Origin of the sequence: Yersinia sp. 2541 StPb PI, from assembly GCF_052217145.1 — a bacterium.
GTDB classification, from domain to species: Bacteria; Pseudomonadota; Gammaproteobacteria; order Enterobacterales; family Enterobacteriaceae; genus Yersinia; species Yersinia enterocolitica_E.
On record NZ_JAZGQB010000001.1, the window covers coordinates 4,150,219 to 4,168,840 of the forward strand.

Below are 18,622 nucleotides of genomic sequence, written 5' to 3' on the forward strand. Positions count from 1 at the left end.
TATGTATCATTTTGATAATGCGATAAAACTTTTTCTTATAAAAATCTCTATTTTCTCAATAAAACCCGCACCGATAAACGCAAAAACTTCATCGTTCCGCCATCTCAGCTTAACCCTACTGTCATCAAAAACAGCCAGCATAGCGGTGAGATCACTTACCGGTTATCACTATGACTATCCGCCATCTGCTCGTCCGTTTTGCTACTTCTGTTGCTTCGCTGCGGCTAGAAACGGCCATGAGGGGGATAGCACTGAGAGGGTATATCTACCATGCACTTATCTAGACCACCGACCAGCTACCCCACCCGCTATCAACAAATTGCGGCCCAATTAGAACAGGAATTGCGTGGTGCCTATCGTTGTGGCGATTACCTGCCTTCTGAACAACAACTGGCTGATCGCTATCAAGTTAATCGCCATACCTTGCGTCGGGCAGTGGATGAACTGGTTGAACGTGGCTGGCTACAACGCCGCCAGGGCATCGGCACGCTGGTATTAATGCGCCCGTATGACTATCCACTGCATGCTAATGCTCGCTTTAGCCAGAACTTGCTGGATCAAGGTAGTGACCCCACCAGTGAGCGCTTACTCGCAGTCTTGCGCCCGTGTATAGAGCATGTAGCCAAAGCGCTCTCACTGGCAGAAGGCACCACCGTGATCCATTTACGTACTCTGCGGCGGGTTAATGGCGTACCAGTCTGTGTTATCGATCACTACCTGCCAGACCTGCGCTGGTGGCCTGCTTTACAACAATTCAACTCCGGTTCATTGCATCAATTCATCACCCAGCATTTACAACAACCACTGAGTCGTAGCCAAACCCGCATCAGCGCACGTCGTGCGCAGGCAAAAGAGAGCCGCTTACTCGAGATTGCGACTCATGCGCCGCTGCTCTGTGTGCGAACCTTAAATATCTGTGTTGATAGCCAGCAGGTGGCGGAATACTCCGTCAGCCTGACGCGGGCCGACATGATTGAATTGACGATGGAGCACTGAATGGAAACTCGCCATACCACTCGGCAAAACTGGATGTCGGTGTTAGCCCACTGCCAGCCAGCAGAGTTGCTCGCTCACTGGCAAGCCTTGAATTTATCACCGGAATATCAGGTGATCCGCGCCCCAGAGATAGGTTTAAACCAATTACAGGCCCGGATGGGGGCTACTGGTCGCCGTTTTATCCTTGGTGATATGACCATAACGCGTGCCGTTATCAAGCTTAACGACAGCACGGATATTTATGGTTACAGCTACATTGCCGGGCGTAATAAGCCTCATGCCGAGCTGTGCGCCGTGCTGGATGCCTTGTTACAACTCTCCACCGTCAAGGGTAAACCCGCCGGGTTGAATGAATTATTGCTGAAAACCGTGATTAACCCACTGGCCGCAATACAACAAGAACGGCGGCAATTACGCGCTGATGCTATCACCGCCAGTAAGGTTGATTTCTTCACCTTGGTGCGGGGAGAGGACTGATGAACTTATTAACTCATTTTGAGCATCCGGTGGATGATGCGCAGCACACTTTTCGTCGTATTCTCAAAGCGTTGAGTGAACCTGGCGTGCTGGTAACACTGCCCCATGCTACCGGCTGGCAACCACTGAACCCAGCAACCACCAGTGTTTTGCTCACGCTGGCCGACCAAGAGACGCCACTCTATCTCGACGCAGCACTTAATAGTGACCGCGTGCAACACAATGTGCGTTTTCATACCGGTGCGCCCCTAACGACATGCGGTGATAAATCCTCTTTTTCATTATTTAATAATGAGATAACAGCAGAGCAACTCGCCACCTGCCCGGCAGGTAATGAACTGTCACCGGAACAATCCACTACGGTGGTGATTCAGACCGACAGCCTACACCACGGCATGCCATTACGGTTACGCGGGCCAGGTATTGAACACAGCCGCACTGTTGCACCACACCTGCCCGCCACCGTCTTGAATTATCTGCTTAACCGCCCTGCTGCATTTCCGGCTGGCATCGATTTTCTGTTTACCTGTGGCGAGAACCTGATGGCAATCCCACGAACCACCCATGTGGAGGTGTGCTGATGTACGTTGCAGTCAAAGGGGGCGAAAAAGCGATTGCAGCAGCCCATCAATTGCTGGAACAGCAACGGCGTGGCGACAGCCAGATCCCGGCAGTCGATTGCGAGCAAATTGAACAACAACTCGGTCTGGCGGTTGATCGGGTGATGACCGAAGGGGGCATCTATGATCGCGAGCTGGCCGCACTGGCAATTAAACAAGCCAGTGGTGACTTGGTGGAAGCCATTTTCCTACTACGCGCTTACCGCACAACCTTACCCCGTTTGGCTGTCAGTCAACCGCTAGCAAGCGAGCATATGCGGCTAGAGCGTCGTATTTCAGCCATTTACAAAGACTTGCCTGGCGGGCAAGTGCTCGGTCCAACCTATGATTACACCCACCGGCTGCTGGATTTTACCCTGCTGGCCGCAGGCGATGCACCGCAAGCGCGCAACGATGGCGAAACATTATCCGATGACTTATTACGCAATAATTGTGCCCATGTGTTTGATTTATTGGCTCAAGAGCAGCTAGCACTGACAGAGCAAGATGACGGTACTCAGCCGGAAGATATCACCCGAAATCCTCCTGTTTACCCCTGCAATCGCTCGGCCAGGCTGCAACAATTGGTCCGTGGTGACGAAGGCTTTCTGCTGGCGCTGAGCTATTCCACGCAACGTGGTTATGGCCGCACCCATCCCTTTGCCGCCGAGATCCGCACCGGTCATCTGACCGTTTCAATTCAACCGGAAGAACTGGGATTTGCTATTGATATCGGCGAAATTTTGCTGAGCGAATGCGAGATGGTAAATGGCTTCGTCAGCCCGGAATCAGAACCACCGCACTTTACACGTGGTTATGGTCTGGTGTTTGGCCGTGGTGAGCGCAAAGCGATGTCGATGGCGCTGATGGATAGAGCCTTACAAAGCCGCGAATATGACGAAAAGGTCACCAGCCCGGCGCAGGATGAAGAATTCGTGCTCTCCCATGCCGATAATGTCGAAGCCGCGGGGTTTGTTTCTCATCTTAAACTGCCGCATTACGTAGATTTTCAAGCGGAACTGGAATTGCTAAAACGCCTGCGTCGTGAGCACTTACTCGCCTCGCAACAGCCATCCTCTCAAGAACAGGAACCACGCCATGACTGAGGTTCTCACCGGTTATAATCTGGGATACCTGGATGAGCAAACCAAACGGACTTTACGCCGCGCGCTGCTAAAAGCAGTGGCGATCCCCGGTTATCAAGTGCCGTTCGGCGGGCGGGAAATGCCGATGCCTTATGGTTGGGGCACCGGTGGCATTCAATTGACCGCCAGCCTGATTGGCCGCAAAGATGTATTAAAAGTGATCGACCAAGGGGCAGATGACACCACCAATGCTGTCTCTATCCGCCGTTTTTTTCAGCGCGTCAGCGGGGTGACGACCACCGAAAGCACTGTCGATGCCAGCTTGATCCAAACCCGGCATCGCATTCCTGAAACACCACTGAGCGAAGATCAGATCCTTATCTATCAGGTGCCGATCCCAGAGCCACTGCGCTTTATCGAACCACGCGAAACCGAAACGCGCAAAATGCATGCGCTGGAAGAATACGGCGTGATGCAGGTAAAACTGTATGAAGATATCGCCCGCTACGGCCATATCGCCACCACCTACGCCTATCCGGTCAAAGTGAACGATCGCTACGTGATGGACCCTTCACCGATCCCAAAATTTGATAACCCCAAAATGCACATGATGCCCGCGCTGCAACTGTTCGGGGCCGGTCGCGAGAAGCGGTTATATGCCCTGCCTCCCTTTACCAAGGTGGAAAGTCTGGATTTCGACGATCACCCATTTACCGTGCAGCAATGGGATGAACCCTGTGCCTTGTGCGGCTCGCGCCACAGCTATCTTGATGAAGTGGTGATGGACGATCAGGGCAGCCGAATGTTTGTCTGTTCTGATACTGATTTTTGCCAGCAGCAACTGGCGGCACAAGAGGTAAATATTCAATGATTTCCGAACAGGTTATTTCATCATCCGCAGCCGCTCACCCACTGCTATCAGTGGAGAATCTCACACACTTGTATGCGCCAGGTAAGGGGTTTAGCAACGTCTCTTTCCAGCTCTATCCCGGTGAAGTATTGGGAATTGTCGGTGAATCCGGCTCTGGCAAAACCACCTTATTAAAATCGATTTCTGCCCGGTTGCCGCCACAGCATGGGCAGGTTATTTACCACTCTGGTGCCCAGCAACCAGTTGATTTATATCAGATGGCTGAAAGTCAGCGCCGCTGTTTACTGCGCACCGAATGGGGGGTGGTCCATCAGCATCCACTGGATGGTTTGCGCCCACAGGTTTCCGCCGGTGGCAATATCGGCGAGCGTCTAATGGCTATTGGCCAGCGCCATTACGGCGACATCCGCCAACAAGCAGGGCGCTGGCTGGAGGATGTCGAGATCCCACTATCACGCTTGGATGACTTACCCACTACCTTCTCCGGCGGCATGCAACAACGTCTGCAAATTGCCCGCAATCTGGTGACCCACCCCAAGCTGGTATTTATGGACGAACCGACGGGTGGCCTGGATGTATCAGTACAAGCGCGACTACTGGATTTACTGCGCAATCTGGTGGTGGAAATGCAACTGGCAGTGGTGATTGTCACTCATGATCTCGGTGTGGCCCGGCTATTGGCACACCGGTTGCTGGTGATGAAGGAGGGTCAGGTTATCGAAAGCGGCCTGACCGATCGAGTACTAGACGATCCCCATCATCCCTACACCCAACTATTGGTTTCATCGGTGCTGCAAAACTGACTGTTTTGTCTGTTAACCCGTGAATAGATTAACGAGAGCTCACTATGAATCACCAGCAACGGCCTATCAATCACCCACAACTGAGAGTTGAAAATCTCAGTAAAACCTTCGTACTACACCACCAGCATGGTATTCGCTTACCGGTATTGCATCAAACCTCACTGGAAGTGAGTAGCGGTGAATGTGTGGTATTACACGGCCATTCCGGCAGCGGTAAATCTACTCTGCTACGCTCTTTATATGCCAACTATCTGCCAGACAGCGGGCATATCTGGGTCAAGCATCAGGGGGAATGGCTCGACATTGTGGCAGCACCAGCGCGACAAATTATGGAGGTACGCCGTCATACCGTGGGTTGGGTCAGCCAATTTTTGCGGGTGATCCCACGGATCAGTGCATTAAATGTGGTGATGCAACCGCTACTGGAGCTTGGCGTTGAACGCCATATATGCCAACAGCGCGCGCAGGATCTCCTGACTCGCCTCAATGTTCCACCACGCTTATGGGATCTGGCCCCCTCGACCTTTTCCGGCGGCGAGCAGCAGCGGGTCAATATCGCCCGTGGTTTTATCAAAGATTACCCCATATTGCTGCTTGATGAGCCAACGGCATCGCTCGACAGCACCAATAGCGCGGCAGTCGTTAGCCTGATTGATGAAGCTAAACAGCGAGGGGCCGCCATCATTGGAATTTTCCACGATGAGGCCGTACGTAACCATGTCAGTGATCGCTTACTGGTCATGACGCCCTTTCCCGCCGATGCCAATCCGGAGATACCCGCATGATCCTCAATAACATCAACCTTATTCTTGAAGATCAGGTGGTCAACGGATCGCTCGAAATCAAAAATGGGCTTATCCACAATTACAGTGATCGCCCAACCCAACTCTCTGCCGCCATAGATGGACACCATGGCTGGCTGTTGCCGGGATTGATCGAGCTGCATACCGATAATCTGGACAAGTTTTTTACCCCACGCCCCAACGTTGATTGGCCAGCTCATTCGGCGATGAGCAGCCATGATGCGCTGATGGTTGCCAGTGGGATCACCACCGTGTTGGACGCAGTGGCGATTGGCGATGTGCGCGATGGCGGGCATCGTCTGGATAATCTGCAAAAAATGATTAATGCGGTGGTGGATAGTCAGCGGGCGGGACTGAACCGGGCAGAACACCGGATTCATTTACGTTGTGAATTACCTCATGAAAGTACTCTACCGCTGTTTGAAGAACTGATGATGCAGCCTGAACTGTCATTGGTATCGCTGATGGATCACTCACCAGGCCAGCGTCAATTCGCCTCCCGGGCAAAATATCGTGAGTATTATCAGGGCAAATACCATCTTAATGATCAACAAATGGCAGAGTTTGAGGAAGAGCAAATCACCCTGTCAGCGCGCTGGTCAGCGCCGAATCGAACAGCGATCGCCGATCACTGCTCTCAGCGGGGCATTGCCCTCGCCAGTCACGATGATGCCACGGCGGAACATGTGGCACAATCACAAGCACTGGGCAGTGTGATTGCTGAATTTCCCACCACGGAGGTGGCGGCCAGAGCGTCACATCAGCATGGTTTACAAGTATTGATGGGCGCGCCAAATATCGTCCGTGGCGGCTCCCATTCAGGCAATGTTGCAGCACACCAACTGGCCGCTATTGGAGTACTGGATATTTTATCGTCTGACTATTACCCAGCCAGCTTGCTGGATGCGGCCTTTCGTATCGCACACGATGCAACCAATAGCTTCACCTTACCGCAAGCGGTTAATTTGGTAACACGTAATCCTGCCAACGCCTTGGGACTACAGGATCGTGGTGTTATTGCCGAAGGTAAACGGGCTGATTTGATACTGGCACGCGCTCATGACAGTGCGCAAAGTAAACATGTTTACGTGCAAAACGTCTGGCGTCAGGGAATACAGGTGTTCTGATGGGGCGCTTAATCTATCTGATGGGGGCATCAGGGGCCGGAAAAGATTGTCTGCTGTCGGCGCTGCGGGCAGCCAATCCGGCAAATATTATCGTGGCACATCGTTATATCACCCGCCAGGCCAATGCCGGGGCGGAAAACCATGTTGCGCTAAGTGAACAGGAGTTTTTACTGCGGGCGGCCCAAGGATTATTCGCGCTGTACTGGCAAGCGCATCAGTATCACTATGGCATAGGTATTGAGATTGATATCTGGCTACAACACGGGTTAGATGTGGTGGTTAATGGCTCCAGAGCTTATCTGCCAGAGGCACAACAGCGCTATTCCGACCAACTTTTGCCGCTCTGTCTGACGGTTTCTCCGGCTATTTTAGCGCAACGATTGCAACAACGTGGCCGAGAGAACAGTGAACAGATCAATGCACGATTACAACGGGCGCAACACTATCAGCAACAGCTACCGGTTAACTGTTTGCAACTGTCTAATGATGGTGAGCTGCACCACACACTGGGGCAGTTACAACAATTACTGCTAGCTCCCCTAACCAGTAAAGAAATGGGGGATAAAAAATGGAACTGACACTGTTAGGCACCGGTTGCGCCCAGCAGGTGCCGGTATTTGGTTGTGACTGCGTGATTTGTGCTAAAGCCAGAGTGCAGCCCGCATTGGGCCGTAAACCTTGCAGTGCCATGCTGCGATATCAGGGGGAAACCACCTTGATTGATGCCGGATTGCCGACACTGGATCAGCAGTTTACTACGGGGGAAATTCAGCGTTTTTTGCTTACACATTACCACATGGATCATGTTCAGGGGTTATTTCCGTTACGTTGGGGATGCGGAAATTCGATCCCGATCTACGGACCGCCGGATCCAGACGGCTGTGACGATCTGTTCAAACATCCTGGAATTCTGCATTTTCAGCCGCCGATGGCCGCATTCCAGACCATCCATTTTGGTGACTTACGGGTCACACCGGTGCCGCTAACCCATTCCAAAATAACCTTCGGCTATTTATTGCAAAGCCCCAGCCGGACCATCGCCTATTTAACCGATACCGTCGGGCTACCCGCTGATAGTGCGCTATTTCTGACCAGCAAAAATATCGATCTGCTGGTGCTGGATTGCAGCCACCCGCCGCAGACGCCGCCGCCACGCAATCACAATGATGTAACCATCGCGTTAGCCATTAAGGATTTGCTAATGCCACAACAGACGTTGCTGACCCATGCCAGCCACCAACTTGATCGATGGTTGCTTGACCACCCATTACCGGCAGAGGTGGCAATCGCCCATGATAATCAGACGATTACCCTATTATGATCAACGCTGCTGCATCTGAGCGGAGGTTAAGATTGTCACGCCCTCTTTCGGCGGCGCAAAAGCCTGATCCAGCATCGCCTGTGCGACATCTTTGCCTTTAATCAAGCGCCACTTATCCGGCAATAAGGCAAACAGAGGTGCACTTAGGCTCTCCATCAAGCGGGGCTTGTCGCGCTGACCTGCCAGCATTGAGGGCCGGGCAAAAGTAAGTTGTGGCCAGCCCTGAGCCTGTAAGTCACGCTCGGCCTCACCTTTGGTGCGGTTATAAAACACCCATGAGTTGGCATTAGCCCCCATCGCGCTTACCAATAGAAAATGCCGTGCGCCCAGCCGCAAGCCGGTTTCACCAGCGGCCAATACCAACCGATAATCCACCAAACGAAATGCCGCCTGGCTGCCAGCTTGCTTACGGGTGGTCCCCAAACAGCAAAAAACCAACTCCACCGGTTGATCCAAGGTTTTCAGCAACTCGCCGATATTTTCACCCTGCGGATTAATCAGTTTATTCATGGCTGGCAAGGGTTTACGGCTAGGTGCAATGATGGATGTCACTCTGGCATCCAAACGTAACAGGCGCAGTAATTCGCCCCCCACCAGGCCACTTGCGCCCAGTAATAATACCTTCGCCATCTGACCTCCTGCCTTCTGGTATTGATGCTAATGCCGCGAAAAAGTGCGGAGACAATTATTGAAATCAATTGTTATGAATAATACATACCAGAGACACTATTACATAGAATCGAAAAATAGCAGTTATCATTAAAACAGGAAATTTATAGTGAAGAATCTTGCTGCCAATACAGTTTTTTGCCAAAACCAAGGGTATTATTAGTCATCTTGATTTCCAGCAGATTGAGCTGCCAGAGTGGAGCGGATACCACTTTAGCCACCGGAAAGCGGCGGCAGTAGCGCTGGCGGGCGCGGTGTTCCGCATCCCCCGTTAATTCGCTTATCTCTGCGCGGTATTGAATACCTTTAATCAAGGCTACTGTGCGCGGCTGGGTGGCGATGGTGCCGACAACCTGTGGGTTTATCTGCATCAGTTCACCATGTCGGGTGTGCTTTTCTGTCATGATAAATAGCGCCATCTGCGTTTCATCAAATACGTAAAAACAGTTGGCACACCACATATCGATACCACTGCCCGCACACAGCGTCAGTACATGTTGCTGGCGCAGAAAGCGGTTAATACCAAGCAGATCCTCAGGGTTATTCACGTCACTCATTATTCACAACGCCCTCTGGCTTAGAAATAGCCCTGAGTGTACATCAACTTTGCCTCTATTAACTTTGACCCAATTAATTCTGCCACAACAGACGATCACGGGATGTCAGGGTTTCCACCGGGAAGGTGGCAAGCACCGCATGATAGCGTTTGGCGTCCATCGGGTAACCCCGGGCGGCCTGTAATAACAACCGCAATGCACTGTCATAGTCGATGCCACGCAAATCGCGGTAGGGCCACAGCTCCGGTTCAGCAATAAACGGTAGCAGATAGTCAATCCCCTGCTGAACATTGCGGCCATCCTGTATCCACTCCCAGCGATCAATTTCAACATGTTCACCGTAGCGACATAGCAGTAGATGGGCTTCCAAATTGAACAACGAGTAATGGAACGGCACGGTGCGTTCCAGCTCCATCCACTGTTTACCATCTTGGGCAATCTGCGCCGCCAACCGTTGGGTGATACCTTGCTGGATAATGGTGGAAACCAGCCCGCGATCGCCATAAAACATCGCATTGGCCGCGCGCTGTACGTCATACCAGGTGCCGTGGTTGTTGTGCCAGACATACTCTGAATGGCCCACTTCGCTGTGGAACATCCAATGGTTAAAATCACGGAACCATTGCTGTAACACCGCAGTATCCTCGGTATCGAGCAGCTTGGCTGGTGATATCAAGCCGAGAGTATCAATCACCATCCACATCAGGCGGGTATCAATCAGGCCGGTACCACGGCCAGAAACGATACCAGGAATGGCCTGCCCGTAATTAAGATGCGGATTCATACGAGTTTTAGCATCTAAAAACCAGCAACGTATCTGCTCGGCGGCCACCTGTGCATAACGGCTATTCCCGGTAAAATAGTAGGCCAGCCCCAGTGTCAGGCAGCGATCACACATTCGTACGATACGTTGAGTATCAGTATCGTCATTCTGACTCTGCGGGTTGGTATGCCCATCGCGGCGCACATAGGGTAAACCATTAGGCTTGCGCGGATTTGGCCACCAATAAGTACCAAAGCTGTAATAGTCGTGAATATCACCACTGACCGGCAATAACTTTTTATCAGTCACACTTTCCGGTGGCTGATCACGCAATATATCGGCTTCACTTAATAACCGGCGTAATGCCGGTTGTAATGGTGAAAAAGGTTGCTGTAATACCACTTTCGCCTTGATCAGGCAATCTAGATCCAGCGTATACAATTTTATTGGCGTCATAGACGTTTTCATTGGCGTCATGGGTATTTGCTTCCTTATGTAGCCTGACAAGCAACCCGTAAACCGGTGGCAGCATCAAAAATGTGGATACCGGCAAGCTTAGGTTGCAGATAGACCGTCTCCCCTGCATTCACCGCCAAACGCTGTTTGAAAACCGAGGTAAAGCGGCCACCGCCAGTGCTACAAAATAGCTGCATATCCGAGCCGGTATTCTCAATCGCAGTAATGGTCGCTTTCAGTGCACTGGCACTGTGTGTCGCATCTACCACGTTGACCTGCTCTGGCCGAATGGCGTACACCACGCGCTGCCCGTCGCTCAACTGCAAGCCAACAGGCAATGTCAGCAATGAGCCATCTTCCAGTTGTAGCAGGAATTTATCACCCTGTTGCACCACGGAGCCTTTCAATTGATTGATTTCAGGTGATCCAATAAACCCCGCGACGAACAAGTTAGCCGGACGATCATACAAGTCCAATGGCGATCCGACCTGCTCGATGCGCCCTTCGCGCAGTACCACGATCATTTGCCCCATCGTCATCGCTTCTATTTGATCATGGGTGACATAAACAGAGGTGGTTTTCAGCCGCTGATGCAATTCGCGGATCTCACCACGCACCTGAGTACGCAATTTGGCGTCCAGATTCGATAATGGCTCATCAAACAAGAATACCTGTGGGTTACGCACGATAGCCCGCCCCATGGCGACGCGCTGACGCTGACCACCGGACAAATCTTTCGGCAACCGCTCCAAAAGGGCCTGTAAACCCAATAACTCTGCCGTGGTTTCGACTTTGTTATTGATCTCCGCCTTGGACATTTTGGCCATTTTCAGTGCAAAACCCATGTTCTCGCGCACCGTCATCTGTGGATAGAGAGCATAGCTTTGGAACACCATAGCGATATCGCGCATCTTAGGTTCAACGTCGGTGACGTCTTTATCATTAATGCCTACCGTGCCGCCGGAAATCTCTTCCAGCCCGGCAATCATACGCAGTAAGGTGGATTTTCCGCAGCCACTCGGGCCAACTAATACGCAGAACTCACCGTCAGGGATTTCCAGCGATACATCGCGGATCACATGGGTGTCACCGTAAGATTTACAGACATTTTTAAGTACAACCGATCCCATTTTGTTTCTCCCTAACCTTTAACCGCGCCAGACATGATCCCGCGATTGAAATGTTTTTGCAGACCCAGATACACGATGATGCTCGGCAGCATCGCCAATAGGGTGATGGCAATAAAGATATTTGGTGTGATGCTCTCGTCGGTACGTAACGTGCCGAGGATCACCGGAATGGTATTCAAACTGTCCTGATTCACGACAATCAGCGGCAACAGATATTGATCCCAAATCATGATAAATCCGAAGGTAACTACCGTGCCCAAAGCCGGTTTAACCAGTGGCAGGATCACATGGAAGAAAATTTGCCATTCGCTGGCACCATCAATGCGTGCCGCCTCTTCCAACTCTTTTGGGATAGCAGCCATAAACTCAGTCAAAACAAAGATTGAGAAGGCCCAGCCAACCACCGGTAGGATCATGCCCAAATAGCTGTTGTACAACGAGGAATCGATAATTGGCAGTTGCCAGTTAATGATCATATAGAGCGGAATAGCGATCACCTCTTCCGGCAGCATCATGGTCGACAGGATGATCAAGCTGGTCAGAGAGACTCCGACAAACTTTTTACGCGCCAACGCATAAGCCGCCAGTGCACTGACTGACACCTGTAGAACCGTGCCAAAGAACACCACGATGATCGAGTTCAGCAGATATTGCCAGACGCCGATATCCATCCAGGCAAAAATAAAGTTGTCCCACGAGAACTGATTTGGCCATGCCAACAGCTCACCGGGTTTAACTGGCGCACCGCTGAATGCGGTAGCAATAATGCCCCAGTACGGGCCAACAAATACAATCAGTAACAGACCATAAATTATCCAGCGGCCGATACTGTTCCAACTTTTAGTTTTCATGACCAGTCTCCGGCTCGGGTTAGTAACGGGCGATGCGCTTTTTCAATGTGAGGTGACAAATCGTCAATATCACAGTGAACGCGAATAGCAGGAAGGACACCGCAGAGGCATAACCATAATCAAACTGCTCAAAGCCCAGCTTGTAGATATGGGTCATTATCATTTCCGTTGCATTCGATGGACCACCGCCAGTGGTGGCATACACTTCGGCAAACACCCGAAAACCACGGATAAACGACAGCATCAGTACCACTGAAAGTGCTGGGATCATGCCCGGTAAGGTGACGTAACGTAGGCGATTCCACCAGTTGGCACCATCCACATTCGAGGCGTCGTACAAATCACGGCTAATGCCTACCAGCCCGGCAATAAAGATAACCATGTTGTAAGGCACTGCTTTCCAGATATGCAGCATCATTACAGTCCACAGCGCCTGATCGGTATCTGCCAAAAACCCCTGCGCTTCAATGCTGAACCATGACAGAACATGGTTCACCACACCATTACTGGTCGGGTTAAACAGAATTCGCCACATTTCGGCGACGATAGCCGCACTGGTTACCGCTGGCAGGAAAATAGCGGTGCGGATAAAGCGCAGATGCCGTGCCGGGCCTTCCAATAACATGGCTAAAAAGAAGGCGATAAAAGCGGCCACCACCATGGTGACCACCACATATAACAGGGTGTTGAACACCGCAGAGTGCAGCGCTTCATCACCCATCGCGCGGGAGAAGTTGTCAAACCCGACCCACTCATTTGGCTGGTTAAAGTTAACCTTGTAAAAACTCATCACTAGCCCTTGCAGCATCGGAATGAATTTAAACCAGGTGAAGATGACCAGTGCCGGAGCCAGGAACAGCCACGGAACCAGATTACGTTTTAGTCGGGGGGTTAGCGTTATCATGTTTCACTCACAGCCCTAAGACATTCTGTTTAGCCAATTCATCGTTCACTTTCTGATTCACGGCTTTTAATTCAGCAGGGATATCACTGTCACAGTTGGCTAAGATGCGGTTGAAACCTTCAGCAGTGACCTGACGAATAGGCGTCCAGTTAGGCACTTGTGGGATATAGCGGCCATGTTCGGCATATAAGTCAGCAAACATTGCCCAGCGCGGATCGTTATAAACCGCTTTAGTATCAACTTGCTTATTAATCGACAAGCGCACGACCGGCATATTGTTGCTGCCCATTCCCATGCCGATTTGTTGCCCTTCAGGTGAGATCATGAATTCTATGAATTTCTGAGCGGCTTCTTTTTTCTGACTGCTTTTCATCAAAAATACGGTGGTGCCTTCAGCCAGTGTTGCCTGCCCTTTTGCTCCGGCCGGCGGTGGGATCACTTCAAAAGCCTCTTTACCGGGATCTTTATCAAACAAAGCAATGTGATATGGGCCGGAGAAGAACATGCCGCTTTGACCGGAACGGAATGATGGAATGGCATCTGCGGTAGTGGCATTGATAGCCCCCGGCTGTACCGTTTTGTCACATACCATGCCACGCATGAAACTCAGCGTTTCAGTCGCTGCTGGCTCTTCCAACGATGCTTTAAATTTACCTTCACTGGTTGGGCGAATAAAATCACCGCCGGCCTGCCAAAGATAAGAACTGATAAACCAACTGGCGTAACCACGGGTGGTTGAAGCCGGTAGAATAAAGCCATAGGTATCGTTCTTACCGTTGCCGTCCGGGTCATTAAAAGTAAACGCCTTCGCTAATGTACTGATATCCTGCCAGTTTTTAGGCTGTTCTAATCCCAGTTTCTCTCGCCAGTCTTTACGTACAAACAGGGCGAAGGTCTGAGCTGAAGTAGGCACCCCATAATATTTACCATCAATATATTGGGCACTTTTCCAGGCGGTATCGAAGATATCTTCTCCGCCAATGATATTTTTCGGTTCAATCGGTTCGACAATACCAAGCTGGACAAACTGCCCAATAGCCACGGCATCGTTGAAAATCAGGTCCGGCAGCGCATTACCCGCTGCGGCCCGTGCCAGACGCTGTTCAAAATCAGTCGTCGCATTGAAATATTCAATCTTGATACCGGTTTTCTTCTCAAAAGTGTCGGCTTCTTTTTTATAAATATTCTTGGAATCATTACTGGCGCGGATCCACACTTGCAATGTTTCTGCAGCGTGAAGAGAAGGGATCCCCATGGCTAAATAAGTTAATAACAGCAAGGATTTTATTTTTACTTGTGACATTATCATTTTTGTCTTCATCTCATCGCCTCGTTGAAATCTAATTTTTATGAATTTACCCAGAAGATTAAATAACAGAATAAAATCACGAAACACTCGATAACATTAGAACCCAGAGAAAAACAAAAAACTACACCATAAAAAACAAAACTTAATTCCATTTAAATATTTCTGCTTGAGATCACATTAAAAAAATCAACAAAAAATGAATAAAAACAAAGTAAATCATATAAAACAATAAATTAAAATCTTCATTTTAAAAATTAAAAAAACCAAGCAATTATTAAAATTGGCTAAAAAACGTCTAAAACTAAGATTTAATTTGATATTCATCACAATTTAAATTATTTATTTACAGATAATTTATAATATAGACTTGGATCACAAAAGCCAAAAAACTTTCCCATAGAATTCAAATCCATCTGAAATTAAACAGTGTTATTTTTTATTTAAAGAGTGCCAATACATTTAATTACTTTATTTTAATAAGGTTAAATTTCTATTTTAAAACAATAAGGAAAGCAATTAAAGCAATCAGAATTCTTTATTTTTAATAATGTAAATCATAAAGAAAAAGGAGAGTAGTGATGAAAATTTCAGGTAATAAAAACCTATTACTGGCTATGCTTTTGGGGTCTTCCCCTTTTATTTATGCTGCGGAAAGCTACCCATTACTATTAAAAATGGATGATATAAACTACAGCATCGCTCAGGTTAAACAAAACAATCCGTTATATGAAAAATCGTATAAAAATCTGATAGATAAGGCAGATAAAGCACTAAAAAAACCACTGTACTCCGTTATGGATAAAAGCCTGTCGGCCGCCAGTGGCGATAAACACGACTATTACAGCTTCCCGCCTTATTGGTGGCCAGACCCAAGCAAGAAAGACGGCATGCCTTATTTGCGTAAAGACGGCGAAACAAATCCAGACGCCAATAGTGACGCCACCGATAAAAAACGCATGAACAGCCTAAGCGAAGATGTCTATTATTTGGCATTGGCTTATAGCTTTACCGGTAAGCCCGAGTACGCCGAGAAAGCACGGGATCAATTGGCTAACTGGTTTGTCAATCCAAACACCCGAATGAACCCGAATCTACAATATGCCCAAGCCATTCCGGGTATCAATGAAGGGCGCGGGATTGGTTTGATCGATAGCCGGGCACTGGTCGATGTGATTGATGCTGTCGAATTGATAAGACCAGCCAATGTACTTAATGATACCGACTATCAAGCAATCAAACTTTGGTATAAAGACTTTTACCAATGGATGACTACCAGCCAGAACGGTTTCGAAGAAGACAATTGGCATAATAATCACGGCACCTATTTTGATATGCAGGCCGCCTCCTTTGCTCTATTTAGCGACCAAAAAGCCGCCGCTCAAAAGCGCCTGGAGATAACTCAACTCCGTCGAATCCCCTCGCATTTTGATATGCAGGGCCGACAAAATGCCGAGTTGGAACGTACTCGTCCTTGGCATTACAGTAATTTTCATTTAGAAGCCTACAACAAGCTAGGCCGGTTGGGTGAGGTTGCAGACAAAGATATCTGGAACTTTTCTCTGGACGAGCACAGCCTGAAAAAAGGCTATCAATATGTAGCAGGTTTTATCAATAGCGACCAAGCCTGGCCGTATAAAGACTTGGATGGCCTACAAGATAAGAAAGCCTTGATCAATATGATAACCGCCGCCCGAGCTTACCCTGCTGACGGTGAGTTCCAGCAGAAAGCACAATATCTGATAGCAAAATACCCAGATGCCGTCGAAATCCTGCTTTATCCGATCACACAACCCCTGATCGCGCAAAAATAACTCTCGTCGAGGACACACCAGATATGAAGCAGTTTACGGATCGGCAGATGGCTAAAATCCGCCAGCGGGTTGTACGACAACAGGGAAATAGAGTGCAACAGCCGGAGATTATTGCCACGCTGATTGCGGATAATCGGGTGGTTTTGGACTCGGCAACACGGGTTCCTGCCACCGGTATCGCCACCTGGAATCATTACTATTATTGCCCGGATCACGGTGTGCGGCTGGAGTGGGATCGCGACTCACCCACTCAGCATCGTTGCCCGGTTGACTCTCAGTTATTCAGTGGCGAACCCTATGACGGTGCCTGGTGGCGGGCGCTTAATGGCCTGAATGCCAAAGCCTGTAATCAGCTAGGTCTGCTTTGGCAGTTAACTGGGGAGGTGTGTTACTTCAATAAAGTGCGGGACATTCTGATTAATTATGCCCGTCACTACCCTGATTATGAAGTTCACGGCGGTATTCCGTACAACGGGCCGGGTAAGGCCAATGCACAAACCCTGTGTGAGGCCAATTGCCTGCTCGATTTTGCTTTGGGTTATGATTTTATCTCCGATGCCCTCAGTCAGGAGCAGCGCGACTGCATCGCCGGGCGTTTATTGCGCGAAGGCGCAGATTTCCTGATGCAACACCGTACCCGCCAATTACATAACCATGAAGTTAAAATCAGCAGTGCGATCGCCGTGATCGGCCTGATTCTGGCAGAAGAGCACTATATTGAGTTTGCCGTCAACGCAGATTATGGCCTGCGTTATCAGTTGGAGCATGGGCTGTTCAGTGAAGGATTGTGGTTTGAAGGCTCAGTGCATTATCACTTTTATGCACTGCAAGGCTTCTGGTCATTTGAAAAGCTGGCTGCAGGTAGCCGCTATAGCCTACTTGCCCTGCCCTATTACCGCAATATGCTCAGTTTCCCGCTTCAACTGTTAATGCCAGACGGGACATTTCCACGAATTAACGATTGCACCGCTGGGCAAGAGCAGCTCAACCACGCTCATTTATATGAATTTGCTTTTAAAACTTATGGCAATGATGAATATGCCGCTGCCTTGCAACATATTTATCGCCAACAGCCGCGCTTAAATCTGGATGCCCTGCTGTACGGTGTTGAAGAATTGCCACCACAAATGATTGATGTCATACCGACAGACACACTGCATGCACCGGATTGCGGGCTAACAATTTTACGTCAGCCACAAGCAGGGCGCGCTTTGCTGGTAAAACACAGCCCATATGGTGGTGAACATGATCATTATGATCGGCTAAATTTAATTCTGTTTGAGCAAGGGCACGAGATCCTGCCGGATTTAGGCACCACGGGTTACGGTGCGCAACTGCATTATGGCTACTACAAAAATAGTGCAACTCACAATACGCTCAGTATTAACCAAACAAATCAACCGCCAGCAGTGCCGGTTATCCATCACTGGCATCAATCGGCTAACTTTAGTTGGCTGGATACAGAGGTTGATTGGGGAGAAACAGCACCCGAGTTGGATAGCCATACCCGGATTCAGTGGGACAGCGAATCCTATCGCGACGTAAAATTCCGTCGCCGTATTTTGTGGCTGGAAGATGCCATCATTGATATCAGTAATATCGCTAATCCACATCAACAACAATGGGATTGGACACTGCATATCGACGGAGTAGCAACAGAATTGATGGGTGAGAATTCAGTCTTCAATGACAGTGGCCCCATGCACTATTTGCATCAGGTTACTGCCCAGCCACTCAATGGTGTTATCCAGTGTTGCTATCAAACAGCAGCACACCCGCTATCACTTTGGCTGGCGGCCGATGCCACACTATTCCAAGGACTGGCACCGGCAAATCCGTCAGTACGTGATATCAGCTACCTGATTTTGCGTAATCGTCAACCGGAGGCTCAGGTGACATGTGTTTTTGATATGAACACCCATGATCCGTTACTGCACCTCCAGGTAGAGAATGATGGGCAGATATTGTCGCTCAAATTGACCCGTCAACAGCAGGTTATACAGATAAAAATCCCCGCTACCCGCACCGACCTACCGCTATTCAGTTAAACTTATTCGTGTCGGGGCAGCCATTGCCCCTCCTTCCCCATA

The 18,622-nt window shown here is 49.6% G+C and carries 19 protein-coding genes; 12 read left to right on the plus strand and 7 right to left on the minus strand.

Annotation, left to right across the window (positions count from 1 at the left end; genetic code table 11):
* Positions 1-270 precede the first annotated feature (270 nt).
* The 10 genes from phnF (at position 271) to phnP (ending at position 8,082) form a co-directional block, all read left to right on the plus strand.
* On the plus strand, positions 271-996 hold the full coding sequence (phnF, locus tag V1953_RS18580) for a phosphonate metabolism transcriptional regulator PhnF (RefSeq protein WP_083160850.1): 726 nt from the start codon (positions 271-273) through the stop codon (positions 994-996).
* Positions 997-1,473, plus strand: coding sequence for a phosphonate C-P lyase system protein PhnG (phnG, locus tag V1953_RS18585; RefSeq protein WP_442851193.1), 477 nt, complete (start codon positions 997-999; stop codon positions 1,471-1,473). It abuts the gene before it with no gap.
* The gene (gene phnH, locus V1953_RS18590; RefSeq protein ID WP_442851194.1) at positions 1,473-2,054 is read left to right on the plus strand and encodes a phosphonate C-P lyase system protein PhnH; all 582 of its coding nucleotides are present in this window, start codon (positions 1,473-1,475) and stop codon (positions 2,052-2,054) included. The genes phnG and phnH overlap by 1 nt, the downstream gene beginning before the upstream one ends.
* Positions 2,054-3,178, plus strand: a complete 1,125-nt coding sequence (locus tag V1953_RS18595) for a carbon-phosphorus lyase complex subunit PhnI (protein WP_442851195.1) — start codon at positions 2,054-2,056, stop codon at positions 3,176-3,178. Before phnH ends, V1953_RS18595 begins: the two co-directional genes overlap by 1 nt.
* A complete protein-coding gene (locus V1953_RS18600; protein WP_083160858.1) occupies positions 3,171-4,028 on the plus strand; it encodes an alpha-D-ribose 1-methylphosphonate 5-phosphate C-P-lyase PhnJ in 858 nt (285 codons plus the stop codon). The genes V1953_RS18595 and V1953_RS18600 overlap by 8 nt, the downstream gene beginning before the upstream one ends.
* Complete coding sequence (gene phnK, locus V1953_RS18605; protein WP_372568587.1) at positions 4,025-4,831, plus strand: phosphonate C-P lyase system protein PhnK; 807 nt, start codon at positions 4,025-4,027, stop codon at positions 4,829-4,831. The genes V1953_RS18600 and phnK overlap by 4 nt, the downstream gene beginning before the upstream one ends.
* A gap of 65 nt (positions 4,832-4,896) precedes the next feature.
* On the plus strand, positions 4,897-5,616 hold the full coding sequence (gene phnL, locus V1953_RS18610; RefSeq protein WP_102970569.1) for a phosphonate C-P lyase system protein PhnL: 720 nt from the start codon (positions 4,897-4,899) through the stop codon (positions 5,614-5,616).
* On the plus strand, positions 5,613-6,761 hold the full coding sequence (gene phnM / locus V1953_RS18615; RefSeq protein WP_442851196.1) for an alpha-D-ribose 1-methylphosphonate 5-triphosphate diphosphatase: 1,149 nt from the start codon (positions 5,613-5,615) through the stop codon (positions 6,759-6,761). Before phnL ends, phnM begins: the two co-directional genes overlap by 4 nt.
* The gene (phnN, locus tag V1953_RS18620; protein ID WP_442851197.1) at positions 6,761-7,339 is read left to right on the plus strand and encodes a ribose 1,5-bisphosphokinase; all 579 of its coding nucleotides are present in this window, start codon (positions 6,761-6,763) and stop codon (positions 7,337-7,339) included. The genes phnM and phnN overlap by 1 nt, the downstream gene beginning before the upstream one ends.
* On the plus strand, positions 7,330-8,082 hold the full coding sequence (phnP, locus tag V1953_RS18625; RefSeq protein WP_442851198.1) for a phosphonate metabolism protein PhnP: 753 nt from the start codon (positions 7,330-7,332) through the stop codon (positions 8,080-8,082). Before phnN ends, phnP begins: the two co-directional genes overlap by 10 nt.
* Here the strand turns inward: phnP and V1953_RS18630 are convergent, their stop codons facing one another.
* From V1953_RS18630 to V1953_RS18660, 7 genes are all read right to left on the minus strand, one after another.
* A complete protein-coding gene (locus tag V1953_RS18630) occupies positions 8,083-8,712 on the minus strand; it encodes a hypothetical protein (protein WP_083160866.1) in 630 nt (209 codons plus the stop codon).
* A gap of 143 nt (positions 8,713-8,855) precedes the next feature.
* Complete coding sequence (locus V1953_RS18635; RefSeq protein WP_193784741.1) at positions 8,856-9,308, minus strand: YhbP family protein; 453 nt, start codon at positions 9,306-9,308, stop codon at positions 8,856-8,858.
* Positions 9,309-9,381: 73 nt separating this feature from the next.
* Positions 9,382-10,548: an alginate lyase family protein gene (locus tag V1953_RS18640; protein WP_442851199.1), complete on the minus strand. Its 1,167-nt coding sequence runs from the start codon at positions 10,546-10,548 to the stop codon at positions 9,382-9,384.
* A 14-nt stretch (positions 10,549-10,562) separates the two neighbouring features.
* Positions 10,563-11,657 (minus strand): ABC transporter ATP-binding protein, encoded by a 1,095-nt coding sequence (locus V1953_RS18645; protein ID WP_050312219.1) that lies wholly within the window; start codon positions 11,655-11,657, stop codon positions 10,563-10,565.
* An 11-nt stretch (positions 11,658-11,668) separates the two neighbouring features.
* Positions 11,669-12,508, minus strand: a complete 840-nt coding sequence (locus V1953_RS18650) for a carbohydrate ABC transporter permease (protein ID WP_083160870.1) — start codon at positions 12,506-12,508, stop codon at positions 11,669-11,671.
* A gap of 19 nt (positions 12,509-12,527) precedes the next feature.
* Positions 12,528-13,412: a carbohydrate ABC transporter permease gene (locus V1953_RS18655; protein WP_083160872.1), complete on the minus strand. Its 885-nt coding sequence runs from the start codon at positions 13,410-13,412 to the stop codon at positions 12,528-12,530.
* A gap of 7 nt (positions 13,413-13,419) precedes the next feature.
* The gene (locus tag V1953_RS18660; RefSeq protein WP_083160874.1) at positions 13,420-14,733 is read right to left on the minus strand and encodes an ABC transporter substrate-binding protein; all 1,314 of its coding nucleotides are present in this window, start codon (positions 14,731-14,733) and stop codon (positions 13,420-13,422) included.
* Positions 14,734-15,296: 563 nt separating this feature from the next.
* Here V1953_RS18660 and V1953_RS18665 point away from each other — a divergent pair.
* Both V1953_RS18665 and V1953_RS18670 read left to right on the plus strand, forming a co-directional pair.
* Positions 15,297-16,532, plus strand: a complete 1,236-nt coding sequence (locus V1953_RS18665; RefSeq protein ID WP_193784742.1) for an alginate lyase family protein — start codon at positions 15,297-15,299, stop codon at positions 16,530-16,532.
* Between the two features lie 23 nt (positions 16,533-16,555).
* Positions 16,556-18,580 (plus strand): heparinase II/III domain-containing protein, encoded by a 2,025-nt coding sequence (locus tag V1953_RS18670; RefSeq protein ID WP_083160878.1) that lies wholly within the window; start codon positions 16,556-16,558, stop codon positions 18,578-18,580.
* Positions 18,581-18,622 lie beyond the last annotated feature (42 nt).